Origin of the sequence: Aquirhabdus sp. (assembly GCF_046462495.1) — a bacterium.
In the GTDB taxonomy this organism is placed as follows: domain Bacteria; phylum Pseudomonadota; class Gammaproteobacteria; order Pseudomonadales; family Moraxellaceae; genus Aquirhabdus.
The window spans coordinates 229,024-246,021 of record NZ_JBKGVE010000002.1 but is presented as its reverse complement, the minus strand read 5'-3'; the positions used below and the strand labels follow the sequence as shown (position 1 = coordinate 246,021).

The 16,998-nt window shown below is 45.8% G+C and carries 15 protein-coding genes; 13 read left to right on the top strand and 2 right to left on the bottom strand.

Features of this window, described 5'->3' with window-relative positions:
- Nucleotides 1-35: 35 nt before the first annotated feature.
- From iscX to ACLHG7_RS01225, 12 genes are all read left to right on the top strand, one after another.
- Complete coding sequence (gene iscX / locus ACLHG7_RS01280; RefSeq protein WP_114899140.1) at nucleotides 36-236, top strand: Fe-S cluster assembly protein IscX; 201 nt, start codon at nucleotides 36-38, stop codon at nucleotides 234-236.
- Nucleotides 237-424: 188 nt separating this feature from the next.
- Complete coding sequence (gene ndk / locus ACLHG7_RS01275; RefSeq protein WP_114899139.1) at nucleotides 425-856, top strand: nucleoside-diphosphate kinase; 432 nt, start codon at nucleotides 425-427, stop codon at nucleotides 854-856.
- A 180-nt stretch (nucleotides 857-1,036) separates the two neighbouring features.
- Entirely contained in the window at nucleotides 1,037-2,533 is a 1,497-nt protein-coding gene (gene rlmN, locus ACLHG7_RS01270; RefSeq protein WP_410209271.1) for a 23S rRNA (adenine(2503)-C(2))-methyltransferase RlmN, read from the top strand.
- Nucleotides 2,534-2,587: 54 nt separating this feature from the next.
- Nucleotides 2,588-3,415, top strand: coding sequence for a type IV pilus biogenesis/stability protein PilW (gene pilW, locus ACLHG7_RS01265; RefSeq protein WP_410209270.1), 828 nt, complete (start codon nucleotides 2,588-2,590; stop codon nucleotides 3,413-3,415).
- The gene (locus tag ACLHG7_RS01260) at nucleotides 3,406-4,500 is read left to right on the top strand and encodes a helix-turn-helix domain-containing protein (RefSeq protein ID WP_410209269.1); all 1,095 of its coding nucleotides are present in this window, start codon (nucleotides 3,406-3,408) and stop codon (nucleotides 4,498-4,500) included. The genes pilW and ACLHG7_RS01260 overlap by 10 nt, the downstream gene beginning before the upstream one ends.
- 52 nt (nucleotides 4,501-4,552) lie before the next feature.
- Nucleotides 4,553-5,677, top strand: a complete 1,125-nt coding sequence (ispG, locus tag ACLHG7_RS01255) for a flavodoxin-dependent (E)-4-hydroxy-3-methylbut-2-enyl-diphosphate synthase (RefSeq protein ID WP_410209268.1) — start codon at nucleotides 4,553-4,555, stop codon at nucleotides 5,675-5,677.
- 40 nt (nucleotides 5,678-5,717) lie between these two features.
- Complete coding sequence (gene hisS / locus ACLHG7_RS01250) at nucleotides 5,718-7,022, top strand: histidine--tRNA ligase (protein ID WP_410209267.1); 1,305 nt, start codon at nucleotides 5,718-5,720, stop codon at nucleotides 7,020-7,022.
- A gap of 76 nt (nucleotides 7,023-7,098) precedes the next feature.
- The gene (locus ACLHG7_RS01245; RefSeq protein WP_410209266.1) at nucleotides 7,099-7,827 is read left to right on the top strand and encodes a YfgM family protein; all 729 of its coding nucleotides are present in this window, start codon (nucleotides 7,099-7,101) and stop codon (nucleotides 7,825-7,827) included.
- Nucleotides 7,827-9,044 carry an outer membrane protein assembly factor BamB gene (bamB, locus tag ACLHG7_RS01240; protein ID WP_410209265.1) on the top strand — a complete coding sequence of 406 codons (1,218 nt, stop codon included), beginning with the start codon at nucleotides 7,827-7,829 and terminating at the stop codon, nucleotides 9,042-9,044. Before ACLHG7_RS01245 ends, bamB begins: the two co-directional genes overlap by 1 nt.
- A gap of 173 nt (nucleotides 9,045-9,217) precedes the next feature.
- Nucleotides 9,218-10,621, top strand: coding sequence for a ribosome biogenesis GTPase Der (der, locus tag ACLHG7_RS01235; protein ID WP_114899133.1), 1,404 nt, complete (start codon nucleotides 9,218-9,220; stop codon nucleotides 10,619-10,621).
- Nucleotides 10,622-10,764: 143 nt separating this feature from the next.
- Complete coding sequence (locus tag ACLHG7_RS01230) at nucleotides 10,765-12,831, top strand: carbon starvation CstA family protein (protein WP_410209264.1); 2,067 nt, start codon at nucleotides 10,765-10,767, stop codon at nucleotides 12,829-12,831.
- Nucleotides 12,824-13,138 (top strand): YbdD/YjiX family protein, encoded by a 315-nt coding sequence (locus ACLHG7_RS01225; protein ID WP_410209263.1) that lies wholly within the window; start codon nucleotides 12,824-12,826, stop codon nucleotides 13,136-13,138. Before ACLHG7_RS01230 ends, ACLHG7_RS01225 begins: the two co-directional genes overlap by 8 nt.
- Nucleotides 13,139-13,161: 23 nt before the next feature.
- Here ACLHG7_RS01225 and ACLHG7_RS01220 read toward each other — a convergent pair whose 3' ends face one another.
- Nucleotides 13,162-14,880, bottom strand: coding sequence for a thiamine pyrophosphate-dependent enzyme (locus ACLHG7_RS01220; protein ID WP_410209262.1), 1,719 nt, complete (start codon nucleotides 14,878-14,880; stop codon nucleotides 13,162-13,164).
- A 374-nt stretch (nucleotides 14,881-15,254) separates the two neighbouring features.
- Between ACLHG7_RS01220 and ACLHG7_RS01215 the strand changes: the two genes are divergently transcribed.
- Nucleotides 15,255-16,487 carry a multidrug effflux MFS transporter gene (locus ACLHG7_RS01215; protein WP_410209261.1) on the top strand — a complete coding sequence of 411 codons (1,233 nt, stop codon included), beginning with the start codon at nucleotides 15,255-15,257 and terminating at the stop codon, nucleotides 16,485-16,487.
- A gap of 73 nt (nucleotides 16,488-16,560) precedes the next feature.
- Here the strand turns inward: ACLHG7_RS01215 and ACLHG7_RS01210 are convergent, their stop codons facing one another.
- Complete coding sequence (locus ACLHG7_RS01210; protein ID WP_410209260.1) at nucleotides 16,561-16,878, bottom strand: YbeD family protein; 318 nt, start codon at nucleotides 16,876-16,878, stop codon at nucleotides 16,561-16,563.
- Nucleotides 16,879-16,998: the final 120 nt, after the last annotated feature.

The window sequence follows — 16,998 nt, the reverse complement described above, 5'->3', positions numbered from 1 at the left end:
AGTTCCGCCATTGAACTTTAGCTTGGAAATAAATCATGCCGTTACGTTGGACTGATTCACTGGATATCGCTTTAGCACTGATCGATGCTCATCCTGATGTTGATCCAAAAACCATTCGTTTTACCGATTTACATCGCTGGGTACGCGAGTTACCTGATTTTCAAGATGACCCCAATCGTTCTAATGAAAAAATCCTTGAAGCGATTCAAATGCAGTGGCTGGATGAAGTTGATTAATTCATCTTTGTGCGGATCGTCATTATTTTGCAGTCTACAGTGACTATTGTGCTGATTTGATCTTAGTTTTGGTCAGATAAAAAACTGTAAAACAAAACATGCCCTATCTTTGTGCCTAGGCGTCGGTATAATACGCGCCTGACTTTTTAGCTTTATCTACTCAACCCCTACTTAAGGAATATTGCAGCATGGCAATCGAACGTACCCTGTCTATCGTTAAACCAGACGCAGTTGGCAAAAACCACATTGGCGACATCTATGCACGTTTTGAAAAAGGCGGCTTGAAAATTGTTGCAGCAAAAATGAAACAACTGTCTAAAGCAGATGCAGAAGGTTTCTACGCAGAACACAAAGAACGCGGTTTCTTCGGTGATTTAGTTGCATTCATGACTTCAGGTCCAGTATTGGTTTCTGTACTTGAAGGCGAAAATGCAGTTCTTGCACATCGTGATATCTTGGGTGCGACCAACCCTAAAGAAGCAGCACCAGGCACAATCCGTGCTGACTTCGCAACCAGCATTGATGAAAATGCTGCGCATGGTTCAGACTCAGTAGAATCTGCAAACCGTGAAATTGCTTACTTTTTCACTGCAGACGAAGTGACTACACGTACTCGTTAATTTGCCGTGATAACGATTGGCTTTAATGTGTGATTTGCTCTAATTGTATGACTGTTAGAGTGTGCTGCATGTTAAAATCAATACGTTAGGTTTAGCATAGCTTTGCTAAGAAACCAGATGTTTTTCGACATCTGGTTTTTGCTGTTTTCATATTCCCCGTTTTTAGTTTGGAAAAAAGTAATGAGTATTTCAGACGTGAATGCGATTGCAGAGTCGCAGATTTCCCCTGAGTCCCCCAGCTTACTTGCGCAAGCCGATACCTTGTCGTTTTCCGCAAGTGACGCTGTGCAGCCTTTTGCACCAAGCAGAGAGCCGGATCAGAAGTTAAGCCAAGCATCAGCCGAAAAAGTGAATCTGCTTGGGATGACGCGCAAACAACTTGAAGGCTATTTTGAAAGTATAGGCGAAAAGAAGTTTCGCGCTGCGCAAGTGACAAAATGGATTCACCAACTGGGTGTAACCGATTTCAATGAAATGACCAATTTAGCGGGTCCTTTACGTGAGAAATTATCCAGTCTGGCCTATGTGGCTGCGCCAGAAGTCGTGCATCGTGAATTTGCCAAAGATGGTACCCGTAAATGGGTGTTTCGTGTCGGTGAGGGCGCGGGCTCTTTGGTAGAAACCGTACTCATTCCGGCGGAAGGCCGCAAGACGTTATGTATTTCCTCTCAAGTGGGCTGTGCATTGGATTGTAGTTTCTGTAGTACGGGTAAACAAGGTTTTCAGCGCGATCTGACACCAGCTGAAATTATTGGTCAGCTGTGGGTTGCCAATCAGTCCTATATGGAAGATATCCCTGTTGGTGATCGTATCCGCACCGTCACTAATGTGGTGATGATGGGGATGGGCGAGCCCTTATTAAACTTTGTGCCTGTGGTCTCCTCCATGCAGTTGATGCTGGATGATCATGCCTACGGCATGTCGAAGCGTCGTGTGACGTTGTCCACATCAGGCATTGTGCCCATGATTGATAAGCTGGGTGATGAGATTGATGTTGCTTTGGCAATATCATTGCATGCACCGAACGACGAATTGCGCAATGAATTGGTACCCATTAATAAAAAATATCCTCTGGCGGAGCTGATTGCTGCGGCTCGTCGTTACGTTGCACGCGGTGCACCGGAGTCTGAAAAAACCGCTCAAACCAAAGCGGCGCAAAAAAATAGTAAGCATGCTGCAACAAACCCTACAAATAAGCTATTGCAAAGCAGTGCCTTACTCGAAGATGATGACGATACGTTGGATGATGTGCTTGAGCCTTCACGTAAGAAACATGTGACGATTGAGTATGTGATGCTGGATGGGGTCAATGACCAGCAAAAGCACGCCAAACAATTGATACAACTTTTAGGTGATTTACCCAGTAAGATTAACCTCATTCCATTCAATCCGTTTCCACACGCACCCTATGAGCGCTCTGGACGAGAGCGGATCATGACTTTCCAGAAAACATTAGCGGATGCTGGATTTGTCTGCACGGTCAGGGCGACACGTGGTGATGATATTGATGCTGCATGCGGCCAACTGGTTGGGCAGGTTGCTGATCGGACGCGTCGTGCAGAGCGTTGGAAACAAAAAGTGGTTGAGCAAAAGAATAAAGATCAACAAAGTACCGAACAGAAGACCGCTCATTCCAATCAGGGACGGCGGAGTGAAATATTGAGAACGCGAGGTTAGAGAGTGGTTGCATTCAATAAGCATATATACCGTATCAGCGAAGGGAATGGTTCATTGCATCATAATGTACCTGTGGGAATGGTTTCTGCACTTTTACTGTCTATAGCGGTGCTTACTGGATGCCAATCCACTGTTTCTGAGCCAGGCTCGATGATGAAGACTGCACAATCACCGCCTAATCCAGAGGCTGCTGCACGTGCACGGACTGCCATGGCGGCTGAGTATATTAAAAGCGGAGATCTGGATGCGGCTCAGCGTAGTCTTGCAATTGCCTTGAAAACGGAACCGCGATTACCTGAAGCTAATAACATGATGGGTGTGTTATTGCAGCAAGAGGGTAGTGAGCCGAATCAGATCAAAGCGGAAGAGTATTTTAAGAAAGCGATTGCTTTAAAAGATGATTTTGCTCAAGCGCGCAATAACTATGGCGTATTCTTGAGTAGTCGTAAGCGTTATGCCGAGGCGTATACCCAGTTTGAACTTGCGGGTTCGCAGTTGGGTTATACAGAGCGCTATGCCGCTTTAGAGAATCTTGGCCTGACTGCAGAGGTGTTGGGTAAACCAGCCGAAGCACAGCAAGCTTTTACTCAAGCCCTGCAAGCCAATAGAAATTCCTTGGTGGCACGCTTCGAATTGGCTCAAATTTTCTTGGGTCAGAATCGGGTTCAAGCGGCGCGTAGTCTTTACGATGAATATTTACAGCTACTGGGCGGGCAGCAACAAAGCGCCCGATCATTGTGGCTGGGTATGCGGATTGCGCATCAGACACAAGATATAGGGCGTTTACAGTCCTTGGCAGAGCGATTGCAATTGTCATACCCAAATAGTGCCGAATATCAGCACTATAACGAACTGTTGAAAACGGGGGCGGCATGGGATTAAAACCATCTGATACACCTAATCCGTTAGAATCAGACGTGATTAAAACACCTGATGCGGATCATAATGCATTGTCTGAAAGTGTGCAGAACGTCGACGTTTTGCCAGGGCATACCGAGATAGCAATAGATAGCGAGTCTTTGATTGAAAAAAATACTAAAGATGCAATTCCAGAGTCTTTAATTAGTTCACATGAAAACACTGCTGGCATCAGTGCCAGCCCGGTCTTTGATTCTTCTTCAGGTAATACGATGTCTACACCCACTTCATCACTGTCAAATACACAAGCGCAAGCACCATCTAATGCCCAGCGACCTGGTGAGCGGTTAAGGCAGGCTCGGTTGTTTAAACAGCGTGAGTTAAAAGATATTGCCAGTGAACTTAATATTCCTGAGCGTCTGTTGGTTGCAATCGAGGCTGACGAATACAAGTCATTACCCGAGCCTGCTTTTATTCGTGGGTATTTACGTAGCTATGCACGTGTGCTGGGCATAGACTCTGACATTTTGATTACTCAGTTCAATGAGATCTATACCAGTGCAACCGGATTGTCGAGTAACCATTCTTTAGAGAACTCACCCCTTCAGCAATTAGCGAAGTTGCACAGTAAAACGCGTAAGAGTAAACGCTGGATGCTATGGCTGCTTGTGCCTGTGGTCTTGGTTATTATCGTCTTGTTACTTCGCCCTGTGGTCAAGCGCGTGATGAATTCACCATCCAGCAATGATACCCATGCGGTTGTGTTGAATGAAAATACCCACGCAGATTCAAATTCGACAGGTAATATCATAACATCCTCTACTAGCCAAGCACCTTTGTCTGCGCTGCCTAGTCCGGCTACTTCCGCAAATGATCAGCTTGTACTGACCTTTAGTAAATCGAGTGATGTGATCGTGCAGGATGCGAGTGGAAAAACATTGACGAGCGGCGTACATAATACTGATGAACCTTTAACGTTGAGTGGTACCTCTCCATTTAGCATTACGTTGGCTGATGCGCCGTCTGTTTCACTGGCTTTAAATGGCGAACAAGTTGATCTTAAACCCTATACTGTAAATGGTCGTGCAGCATTTCGTTTGTCCCGCTAGAGGGATAGGCTGTACTGCGATTAAAGCTTGATGAGAATTAGGAATTGTATTCATGCACCATACGCCTATCGTTCGTAAATTAACGCGTAAAATTCGGGTTGGATCTGTTTATGTCGGTGGGGATGCGCCGATCAGTGTGCAGACAATGACGAACACGGAAACCTGTGATGTCGCTGCGACTGTAGATCAGATTAATCGCTGCGCCAATGCTGGCGCAGATATCGTACGCGTTTCTGTACCTAGTATGGAAGCGGCAGAGGCTTTTGGAAAAATTCGTAAACAAGTCAACGTTCCATTGGTTGCAGACATTCACTTCGATCATAAAATTGCATTGGCTGTTGCTGACTATGGTGCGGATTGTTTGCGCATTAATCCCGGTAATATCGGCAGTGATGACAAAGTGCGTGAGGTAGTTGCCGCTGCACGTCATCACGGTATTTCAATGCGTATTGGGGTTAATGCTGGATCTTTGGAAAAAGATCTGCAAATCAAATATAAAGAACCTACAGGTGAGGCTCTGCTTGAGTCGGCAATGCGTCATATTGATATTTTAGACCGCCTGAATTTCCATGAGTTTAAAGTCAGTGTTAAAGCCAGTAATGTGTTTTTGACATTGGATGCTTATCGCTTACTGTCAGCACAAATTGATAATCCATTGCACTTGGGGGTTACTGAAGCTGGGGTGTTTCGTTCAGGCACAGTAAAATCAGCGATTGCATTGGGTGGATTATTACTGGATGGCATTGGCGATACTTTACGGGTGTCTCTTGCCGCTGAACCTGAAGATGAAGTGAAGGTCGGTTTTGATATTTTAAAATCTCTGAACATTCGCTCCAATGGCATTAATTTCATTGCTTGCCCAAGTTGCTCTCGTCAAGAGTTTGATGTAATTCGGGTCATGAATGCTTTAGAAGCGCGTTTAGAGGATATTCGTACACCACTGGATCTATCCGTGATCGGCTGTAAGGTGAATGGTCCTGGTGAAGCTAAAGAAGCAGATATTGGTGTGGTCGGTGCTGCTCCCCGTTCTCTGGTGTACCTGAATGGTGAGAAGAGTCATCTCATTGATACCCATAATTTGGTTGATGAAATTGAAAAAATGGTGCGCAATAAAGTTGCAGTGATTGAAGCCGATAAAGCTGTTGCCAAAGCGAAAGAAATTATTCGCATCACTTAAACAAATAGATATTAAGTCAGATAAGTAGTAGATGAGCAGTATGAGTAGTTCAACAATTAATGCAATTCGTGGTTTTAATGATATTTTACCGAGTGAAGCCAGTCGTTGGCGCAAACTAGAAACCGTGTTGGCCGAGTTGATGGATGCTTATGGCTACCAGCATATTCGCTTACCGCTGGTTGAGCAAACGGCACTTTTTAAGCGTGCTATTGGGGATGCGACGGATATCGTCGAAAAAGAAATGTACACCTTTTTTGATAAAGGTGAACCGCCAGAATCGTTGACCTTACGTCCGGAAGGCACGGCGGGATGTGTGCGTGCCATGCTAGAACATAACTTGCTGCGAGGGACTACGCCACGCTTGTGGTATACAGGCCCAATGTTTCGCTACGAAAAACCACAAAAGGGTCGTTATCGTCAATTTCATCAGTTTGGTGTAGAAACCTTTGGTGTGGCGACACCCGATATTGAAGCTGAACTGATTTTATTGACCGCACGTCTTTGGAAGCAATTTAATATTTTCGATAAAGTCCAGCTTGAGTTGAATACACTCGGGGAAGTGGAGTCTCGAGCACGGTTTCGTGCGGCGCTCGTTGAGTATCTGGCGGCACGTAAAGATCAATTAGATGAAGACAGTCAACGCCGTTTGACGACGAATCCTTTACGGATTTTGGATAGCAAAAATGCACAAACACAAGCTCTCTTAATTGATGCACCGAAATTGCATGACTTCCTTGATGAGGAGTCTTTACAGCATTTCGAGCAATTGAAAGTGTATTTAGATGCGGCCAACATTCCCTATGTGGTTAATCAAAAACTTGTCCGAGGTTTGGATTATTATAATAAGACCGTTTTTGAGTGGACAACGACGCACTTGGGCGCTCAAGGCACTGTGTGTGCGGGTGGTCGCTATGATGGTCTGGTCGGTCAACTCAAGGGCAAAGCTGATCAAAGTGTCCCAGCCGTTGGATTCGGCATGGGTATGGAGCGGTTACTCCTGCTTTTAGAATTGGGCGCGGGCAATACCATACCCTCGGATTGTGATGTATTTTTGTTAGCAGATCCTGTATATCAAACTAAGGCGCTATTACTTGCCGAGTCCTTGCGTGATCGTTTTGCAACACAGCCACAACCACTACGGATGAAGACAGGCTCGTTGGGCAGTCTTAAAAGCCAGATGAAAAAAGCGGATCAGTCGGGCGCGCGTTTAGCTCTGATTTTAGGCGAGCGTGAGGTTGAACTGGGGCAGGTCACCGTAAAAATCTTGGCAACGGGTGAGCAGGAAACATGGTCGCAACAGGATTTGGCGACACAGTTGATCGCGCGCCTTGAGAGCCGCCAATAAGGATATGATGGCTTTGGGTCATTGATTTATTTTTAAAAACAAACAGTTTTTCAGATTAAGAGTAAAGGAATCGGTAATGAGTGAGTATTTGAGTGATGAGGAACAAATTGAGCGCCTGAAAAAGCTCATTAAAACTTATGGAGGCGCAGCACTCACTGGTGTGTTATTGGCTCTGATCGCTTTTTTCGGGTGGAGATACTGGGAAAATCGTCAGGATGTCGAACGTTTTCAGGCGATTAATCAATATCAAAGTATTGTTGATGATAGTGCAAAGGTTGAAGGAGATAAGGCGGCTCAATCACGTTTTATTTCAAATGTGCAAGCTTTGGTCAAGTCTGACCCGAATAGCGTATTTTCCCTGCAAGCCTTGTTACTTCAGGCAAAAGTAACCGGTTCACAAGGAGAGTGGGCGAGTGCTGAGAAGGCCTTGGCTCAAGCGACGACCTTGAAGGTCAAAGATGATGGTCTGATTGCCATCACTTGGATTCGTTTGGCGCGTGCCCAGTTTGCGCAAAATAAATTTGATGCAGCAATCGCCTCACTCAATAATGTGACTGATCCTGCATTTGTTGCAACTCGTGATGAATTACGTGGTGATGTTCTTTTGCAAAAAAATGATCAAGCAGGCGCCAAGAAAGCTTATGAATCAGCTTGGACGGCACTTGTAAAACGCCAACAATCTCGCGAGCTTCTCAAGGTTAAAATGAATGCACTTGGTTTGACTCCAGAAGAGATCAAAGAACCAAGTCCGATTCGTGATACACCTTCTGAGACTACCAATATTGAAAATGGAGCTGCTTCGTAATGAAATTGCCGACTGTGAGTGCTGTGAAACAGGCTTCATTGCCAACGAATCTAATGTCGTGGTCCACTGCAAGTAAAACTGCGATGGCTTTCGTGACTGTGAGTGCATTGGTACTCGCAGGGTGTGGAAGTAGCAAAGATTTTAAACCCGAAGTCCATAAACCAAGCAAACTGCCGACGTTAACTGCACCTTCACAGTCGTTGGGTTTGGTTTGGAAAGATTCTATCGGTGGTGAAGATAAAGTTGATCCTTTGCGTCCGCAATTAGATGTCTTAAATGGTAATGTCTACGCTGCAAGCCATTCCGGCCGAGTGTATGCATGGGATGCTGCAGGTAAGCAACTCTGGCAAGTGAAAACCAAGCAAGATATCACCAGTGGAGTAACCGCTGCTGATGGGATCGTAGTGTTTGGCACTGGCAAAGGCGCTGTTGTTGCATTGGATGCCCAAGATGGAAAAGTGCGTTGGTCACGTAGCACTGGGGCATCGATTTTGTCTCCTGCGCTGGTGAGCGGCGGTCGTGTTGTTGCGCTAGGTAATGACGGCACGGTAACTGCGACCGATACAACCTCAGGTCAATCCGTTTGGACTTACGATATTCCAATGCCCGCATTGAGTGTCCGTGGTAGTTCTGCCCCCGTGTTGTTTGATGACAATACCGTGATTGTTGCGGGTGCCTCGGGTCGAATTTATGCATTAGACTTAGCGACTGGTGTTCCAAAGTGGGAGCGTCGTGTTGCGGTGAGCGCGGGAACTTCTGAAGTTCAGCGTTTGATCGATATTGATGGCGATCCATTGGTGTCTGGTCGTCAGCTATATGTCGTCAGTTATCAAGGTCAGCTAACGGCGATGAACATCGACAATCAACAAGTGAACTGGATTGTTGATGCCAGTAGTTTAAAAGCTCCTGCCGAAGGACTGGGCAATATTTACGTCAGTACTGCTGAGGGAAAAATCCTCGCAATTGATGAACAAAACGGCAAAGTCGCTTGGACACAAGATAGTCTGGCCTATCGTGGGCTGAGTAATCCGGTTGTATTGGGTCGTTATCTGGTTGTGGGTGATCAAGATGGTTATCTGCATCTGATTGAGCAAACGGAAGGCAAGATTGTGGGTCGTGTCAGTACGTCTGGTGCAGTCTCGACTTTACGTGTTGTTGGTGATCGTCTGCTGGTGAATAGTGCAAAAGGAAACTTGAGCATCTGGCAAGCGCGTTAATTCGTCTTGATGAGCGGTTAGACGTTCACAGAGATGATTAGTCAGTTATAATATAGGGTTTGCGTTGCTGATCTTTGTTATCATTGCAATGCAAACCCTTTTTTTGTCCCTTACTTTTTTTACATGCATGTGTATCAATCGTTAAAAGGGAATTTTTAGATGAATGAGTGTTCATGAAACCTGTAATTGCTTTGATTGGTCGGCCGAATGTCGGTAAATCCACCTTATTCAACCAAATTACCAAGACGCGTAATGCCTTGGTTGCGGATTTGCCAGGTCTGACCCGTGACCGTCAGTACGGCGATGCGACCTATGAGAATAAGTCGTTTATTGTCGTTGATACTGGTGGTATCGGTGAGAATGATCAAGGCATCGATTCTTATATGGCCGAACAATCGCGTACAGCGATTGAAGAGGCCGATATTATTTTGTTTATCGTCGATGCAAAGGCAGGCTTGCTGGCGTCCGATGAACAGGTAGCACGTGAATTACGTGTTTTAGGTAAGAAAATTCATATTGTTGCAAACAAAGTGGATGGGGTACATGCTGAAGCCGCCGTTGCGGAGTTCTTCAAACTCGGTTTTGGTGAGCCGCATCATGTTGCTGCAAGCCATGGACGCGGTGTATCCCAGTTGCTTGAAGATATTTTGGCGGATCTACCCGAAGATGTTCCTCTAGATGAGGAAAAGGTTGCACCGGGTCTGCGTATGGCGATTATTGGCCGCCCCAATGTGGGTAAGTCGACGCTCGTTAATCGCCTGTTAGGTGAAGAGCGTGTCGTGGTTTATGACCAGCCGGGGACCACACGGGACAGTATTTATATTCCTTTTGAGCGACAAGGTCGTCAATACACTTTGATTGACACTGCGGGTGTACGTCGTCGTGGTAAAGTTTTTGAGACTGTTGAAAAGTTCTCGGTCATTAAAACTTTACAAGCCATGAAAGATGCCCATGTTGTTGTGGTGGTGATTGATGCACGTGAAGGGATTGTTGAGCAAGATTTGCATATGTTGGGCTTTGCTCTTGAAGCGGGTCGCGCCATTGTCATTGCGATCAACAAATGGGACGGCATGACTGATTATGAGCGTTCACAGGTCAAAGCAGATATTGAACGTCGCTTTGACTTTATTCCGTGGGCAAAAATTCATCTGATTTCTGCGTTACATGGAACGGGCGTAGGTGAGCTTTACCCCTCGATCCATCAAGCCTATAACTCTGCATGGCTTAAAGTCACGACCAATCGCATGACGCAAGTGTTGCAAGATGCCGTAGAGCAGCATCAGCCACCGATGGTATCGGGTCGTCGTATAAAAATGCGTTATGCGCATATGGGCGGATCAAACCCACCACTGATTATTATCCATGGTAACCAAGTGGATCAGGTGCCTAACGACTATCGTCGTTATTTGGAGAATGTTTTCCGTAAAGTCTTCAAAATGGAAGGTACGCCTGTGCGTATCGAGTTCAAGAGTGGTGAAAATCCATTTGCGGATAAAAAGAACAAAATTAGTGATCGGGATGCCGAGCGCCAACGTCGCTTGGTACAAGCCTTTAAAAAGCGTGCAAAAAAACGTTAATCCGTCATGGATTGATTGTGTTGAAGTGTAAAAAAGGCCCATTTCGATGGGTCTTTTTTTGTCACCGATTCTGAACTATGCCACTATGCAGCATCTTAAAAAAGCCATCCACCTTGTGTGCAGATAAAAAGGAGCCATTCTCAATGAAGAGTGTTAAAACTGGATTAACTTGGTTATTGGTTGCGGTGGTCGGGGCTTTTGCATTTGCAATGCTGGCTTTAAACCGAGGCGAGCATGTCAATGCCGTATGGCTCGTGGTGGCTTCCGTTGCATGCTATAGCATCGCCTATCGCTTCTATAGCGTCTTTATTGCTCAAAAAGTATTTGAACTGGATGATCGCAGACTTACGCCAGCTGAGCGAAATAACGATGGTTTAGACTACGTCCCGACCAATAAGTGGGTACTCTTTGGACATCACTTTGCTGCGATTGCGGGTGCGGGTCCTTTGGTTGGTCCAATTTTGGCTGCACAAATGGGTTTTTTACCGGGCACAATCTGGATTCTCGTTGGCGTGATGCTGGCAGGGGCGGTTCAAGACTTCCTCATTCTGTTTATTTCAACCCGCCGTGATGGTCGCTCACTGGGAGAGATGGCCAAGCAAGAGTTGGGTTCGTTTGCAGGTGTGATCGTGATGCTGGGTGCATTTGGTGTCATGATCATCATCCTTTCCGCTTTAGCGCTGGTCGTTGTTAAAGCCTTGGCAGACAGCCCTTGGGGGTTATTCACTATCGCAGCGACAGTACCCATTGCACTATTTATGGGTGTCTATATGCGCTTTATCCGGCCCGGAAAGATTGCCGAAGTTTCCCTGATAGGCTTTGTCCTCATGATGTTGGCGATCGTGTATGGCGGACAGATAGCCCAGGACTCTGTTTTAGGACCATTATTTACGTTACATGGAACGACTTTGACGTGGGTGTTAGTGATCTACGGCTTTATTGCCTCGGTTCTACCGGTATGGCTGTTGTTGGCGCCACGGGATTACTTATCAACCTTTCTTAAAATCGGTGTCATTATTGGGCTGGCGATCGGAATTGTCTTTGCCATGCCTGAAATGAAGATGCCAGCCGTCACCAAGTTTATTGACGGCAGTGGTCCTGTGTTTGCGGGCAGTTTATTTCCGTTTTTGTTTATTACCATTGCTTGTGGTGCCATTTCTGGTTTTCACGCCTTGGTTGCCAGTGGAACGACGCCGAAGTTGATTGAGCGAGAGAGTCATATTCGCTTTATTGGCTATGGCGCAATGTTGATGGAATCCTTTGTGGCCATCATGGCGCTGATTTGTGCATCGGTGATCGAGCCCGGTGTTTACTTTGCGCTGAATTCTCCTGCTGCATTGATTGGGACAACTGTAGAAAGTGCGTCTCAAGTGATCAATAACTGGGGTTTTGTCATCACGCCTGAAGCATTGGCAATGATTGCCAAAGATGTTGGCGAGCACTCAATCTTGTCTCGCGCAGGTGGGGCTCCGACCTTTGCAGTGGGCATGGCGCATATTATTACCGATGTTTTTCACAGTAAGGCCATGATGGCATTTTGGTATCATTTTGCGATTTTATTCGAAGCCATGTTTATTCTGACGGCGGTTGATGCGGGGACACGTGCTTGTCGATTCATGGTGCAGGATTTGGTCGGCGTTGTTATCCCACGTCTTGCCAATAATCGCTCATGGCTAGGTAATCTGGCAGGTACAACGATTGCCGTGGGAGGCTGGGGTTTCTTTGTATACCAAGGCGTCACCGATCCATTAGGTGGAATTAACACCTTGTGGCCACTCTTTGGAATTGGCAATCAAATGCTGGCGGCAATGGCTTTAATTCTAGGGACAGTAGTGTTGTTTAAAATGAAAAAACAGCACTACGCTTGGGTCACCATCGTTCCGACGATTTGGTTGTTTATTACATCAATGACTGCAGGCTGGCAGAAAATATTCAGTGAGAATCCTCGCATAGGATTCCTTGCGCAAGCCCATAAATTTGCAGATGGTATTCAACACGGGGTGCTTATAGCACCAGCCAAGTCTTTTGCGGATATGCAAAAGATTGTCTTTAGTAACCAGATCAATGCCGTGCTGTGTGCTTTCTTCATGCTTGTTGCGGTGACAATGTTGATTTCCGCATGCTTTGCTATTCGCCGTGCACTTCAGTCTAAGGTGCCGACCGTGCATGAGACGCCAATTGTGTATCGTGAGGAGCATCAAAATGGGTAATGGTGTCTATTATCAAAAAGCCAGAGTGACGTTATCGATTATTCAGAAGTGCATCCCGATAGCATTAGAGTCTATGCCAGAACCCACTTTGCCAGAGACAAAGTGGCAATGGCTCCTGTTATTGATCAAGCGTTTTGCGCAGAGCTTTCGTTTAATGGTTGGTGTGCAAGACTATGAGAATTATTGTCTGCACATGCGTTCAAAGCATCCGGACAAAGTGCCCATGACCGAACGTGAGTTTCATCGCTATTGCTTAGAGGCGCGCTATCCAAGCAAGGGTGGCAAGGTAGGGAGGTGTCCTTGTTGATCCACGCTTCTTGGATGTGGTTTTTATTTCAAAAAGTTATTCTTGAGTAGTTCAATGACCTCACCACTACGACCATGTGCAATCGCTTTCATTGAAGACAACGCTGTTGAGTAGACATATGCAGGTTCAATCTTAGGTGGCATGACGAGCTCCATGCGGTTGGTGGTCACATCCAGTAGTGCTGGTCCGGGATGGGCTAAAAAGGCCTTGACTGCTTCTTCCAGATCATCACTGTGGTCAACGCGGTCGCTGTAATAGCCCATCACCTCTGCGAGTTTGGCGAAGTTCGGATTTTTAAGTTCGGTATAGGCATCCAGTAATCCTTCAACCTTCTGCTCAAGCTCCACGAAACCCAACGTACCATTGTTAAACACCACGATTTTAATCGCAATATTTTCCTGAATGGCCGTGATCATATCCCCCAGCAGCATGGTGAGTCCGCCATCCCCACTAAAGGAAATGACTTGACGATCAGGCAATGCTTTTTTAATCCCGAGTGCTTGTGGCATGGCATTTGCCATTGTCCCATGCAGTAAACTGAGTAAGGTGCGACGTTGTCCATTGGTATGGACATGCCGTAAAAGCCAGACCATGGGACTACCACCATCAGCCGTAAAGATAGCATCGTGTTGGGCATGTCTGTCAATGAGCATCGCCAATTGCTGAGGGTGAATCACACCATCTTTGCCTTCGCGTTCTTCATGTGCACGATGCTGATTAACACGCTCTAACTCATGCTTGCACTCATTCAGAAAGCTTTGATCAGCATGGGGTCGCAGGCGCTGAAGTAATGCTTTTAACGTCGCTTTGACGTCTCCGACGACACCCAATTCAATGGGGTGACGGCGACCGAGATGGGTCGCATCAATATCAATTTGAATGATGCGTGCATGGCTTGGATAGAATTGCTGCCATGCAAAATCAGCGCCCAGTAAGAGTAATGTTTCGCACTCGAGCACAGCCTTATAGCCTGAGCTTGCCCCAAATATGCCAGTCATCCCGACGTTATAAGGATTGTCATATTCCACAAAGTCTTTGGCACGTGAGGTATGGGCCATAGGGGCTTGTAATGCAGCACAGAGCGCGATGAGCTCATCATGCGCACCATCACAGCCGAATCCAGCATAGACCGCGACTTTACGACTATTGTTCAGAATATCTGCAATTTTCTCAAGTTCAATTTCATTGGGCTGGATCATTGGTGAGGGCAGGTGGACATGAAATCCAGGACTATCCTCAACCTCAACCGCGCTTATGTCACCGGGGACGATGAGTACGGAGACGCCGCGTTGGGTTAATGCAGTCTGGGCCGCAAGGGTGGTCATGCGACGTGCTTGACTGGGATTGATGAGTGTCTCGCAGTAGACACTACAATTTTTAAAGATCGGCATAAAGTCGACATTTTGCGGGAAGTCGATGCCCATTTCCGCGGTTGCAACCTGACTTGCGATCAGAATGACGGGTGCACGATTACGATGGGATTCATAAAGGCCATTGATGAAATGCAAGCTACCGGGACCACAGCTACCTGCACAAGCGGTTAGATTTCCAGTGATATAGGCTTCGCCGCCAGCGGCAAATGCGCCAACTTCCTCGTGGCGCATATGAACCCATTTGATCTGGCTACGTGAGATAGAGTCAGTGATATGATTTAGGGTATCACCGACAATGCCGTAGCAGTGTTTAACCCCAGCAGCTTCTAAGGTTTCAATGATGATGTCAGAGACTTTCTTTTTTGACATGAGATACTCCAGAAAGGGCGAGAGATCGATCTAGTCAATAAGATTGAAGCAGTGATGCAAGATACTCGCATGAAGATTTAAAAATATGAAATGAGATCATTGATATCTCGCTTTGATGGTAGTACTGGTATGATTATTGATCTGTGGGCTTAGCGTAATTTTGATCGATGAAAAGTGCTTAGAATGTACGGCTTGATAAGATAGGGGAATGCGTGTGTATTTTTATAGCATTTGACCGAACGGTTATTTATGATGGGGTTAACGCTCATCATCAGTTTTGAGACAGTCACTTTACTGTGCTTGATGAATCTTAGTTGGTCTTAAAGATCACCCTATTAATGATTTTAAAGTCACCTATTTCCTAGAGGTTTTTAATGTCTGGTATCCATTCTAGAGAATTCGCGCTGCTCATGGCATTGCTGATGTCTGTTGTTTCATTTTCCATTGATGCGACATTGCCTGCGTTAGGGCAAATTGGGCTGGATTTCGGTGTGCAGGATAACCGTATTCAGTGGGTCATTACCTGTATTTTTGCGGGGATGACGATTGGACAGCTGATTGCTGGGCCACTGTCTGATGCGATCGGACGCAAGCGCATTCTGTTTTCCGGGATAGCGATTTATTTCTTAGGCAGCTTGCTGTGTTATTTCACGACGAGTTTTGAGCTGTTTTTAGTTGGACGCTTTATTCAAGGCTTAGGCGTATCGGGTCCTTACATTACTGCCATATCGGTGGTGCGGGATAAATACAGCGGCGCACAGATGGCGAAAGTGATGTCGATTATCATGATGGTGTTTATGGTCGCACCGGCGATTGCACCGAGCATTGGTCAATTGATTATTTCCCTTGCGGGCTGGCATACCATTTTTCTGGTTTATATTATTTATGCTTTAACTGTAGGCGGTTGGATTGCACTGCGCCTTGAGGAAACGTTACCGCTGAGTCATCGTATTCCGCTTAAACTAAAAGCATTTGAACATGGATTTATAGAGGTAGTCAGCAATCGCACAACCATGAGTTATCTGCTCTGTACGGGTCTTTGTTTTGGTGGGCTGATTGCCTATCTAGGAAGTTCACAGCAAATCTTTATGCAGCAATTTGGGTTATCTGGGCAGAGTTTTAGTCTTTATTTCGCATTGCTGGCTTTCTTCATGGGCATGGCTTCATTTGTGAATTCGCGTATTGTTGCGCGTTTTGGGATGCGCACGGTTTGTATAGGCGCGATGCTGGTGATCACATTGGTTTCATTATTGTTTTTACTCGTGCAGATTACAGGTGCGCATATTCATCTTTGGATGTTTATCACTTATGCATCGCTCCTATTCTTTGCTTTTGGATTGATGTTTGGAAATTTGAATGCCATCGCTATGGAGCCGATGGGACATGTTGCCGGCATGGCTTCCGCGATTATCGGTGCGGTATCTTCGATTTTATCACTGGTTTTGGCGACGATTATTGGTCAACTTTATGACAATACACTGGTGCCGATTACATCAGGTTTCTTCGTACTTTGTGCATTGTCATCGTTTGTGATTTATAACGAAATGCGCTGGTATGCCAAGCTACCCAAAGAGATTGCGCCTGATGTGAACGTTAATCACCTTTGATTGATGTGTTGAATAAAAAGCCGCCCTGAATGGGCGGCTTTTTTTATATGGATTCGGTAAAGCGTATGCGTTATTACAGCGCAGTTTTAACATGCTGTGACGCAGCAAGATCTGCATAGACGGCATTGACTTGCTCTTTGTTTTCAAAAGGCAGTACCGCTGCGATCGAATGATATTTCCCCCCGCTGGACTGCGTCACTGTCAGGTGTGCTAAATCAAGAAGAGGGAAGTGTTGCTTAAGCAAATCACTCACCGCACCGAGTAGTTCAGGGGAGGCATGACCGATGATCTTGATCGGGTATTGCATTGGAAATTGCCACAGCTCTTCATTATGAATATCTGTAGATTTTTTCTCAACGATCGGGGTAGTAGTCTCAGTATTATCAGTCATCATGTTCTCCTCGTGAATCCTCATTTAATCTGGAATATATTATTGTGTCCACTCTATCGAATTACAATGTGTGTATTCATCAGTATCGCTTGTGATATTGTGTAAAAATATTAATGAATC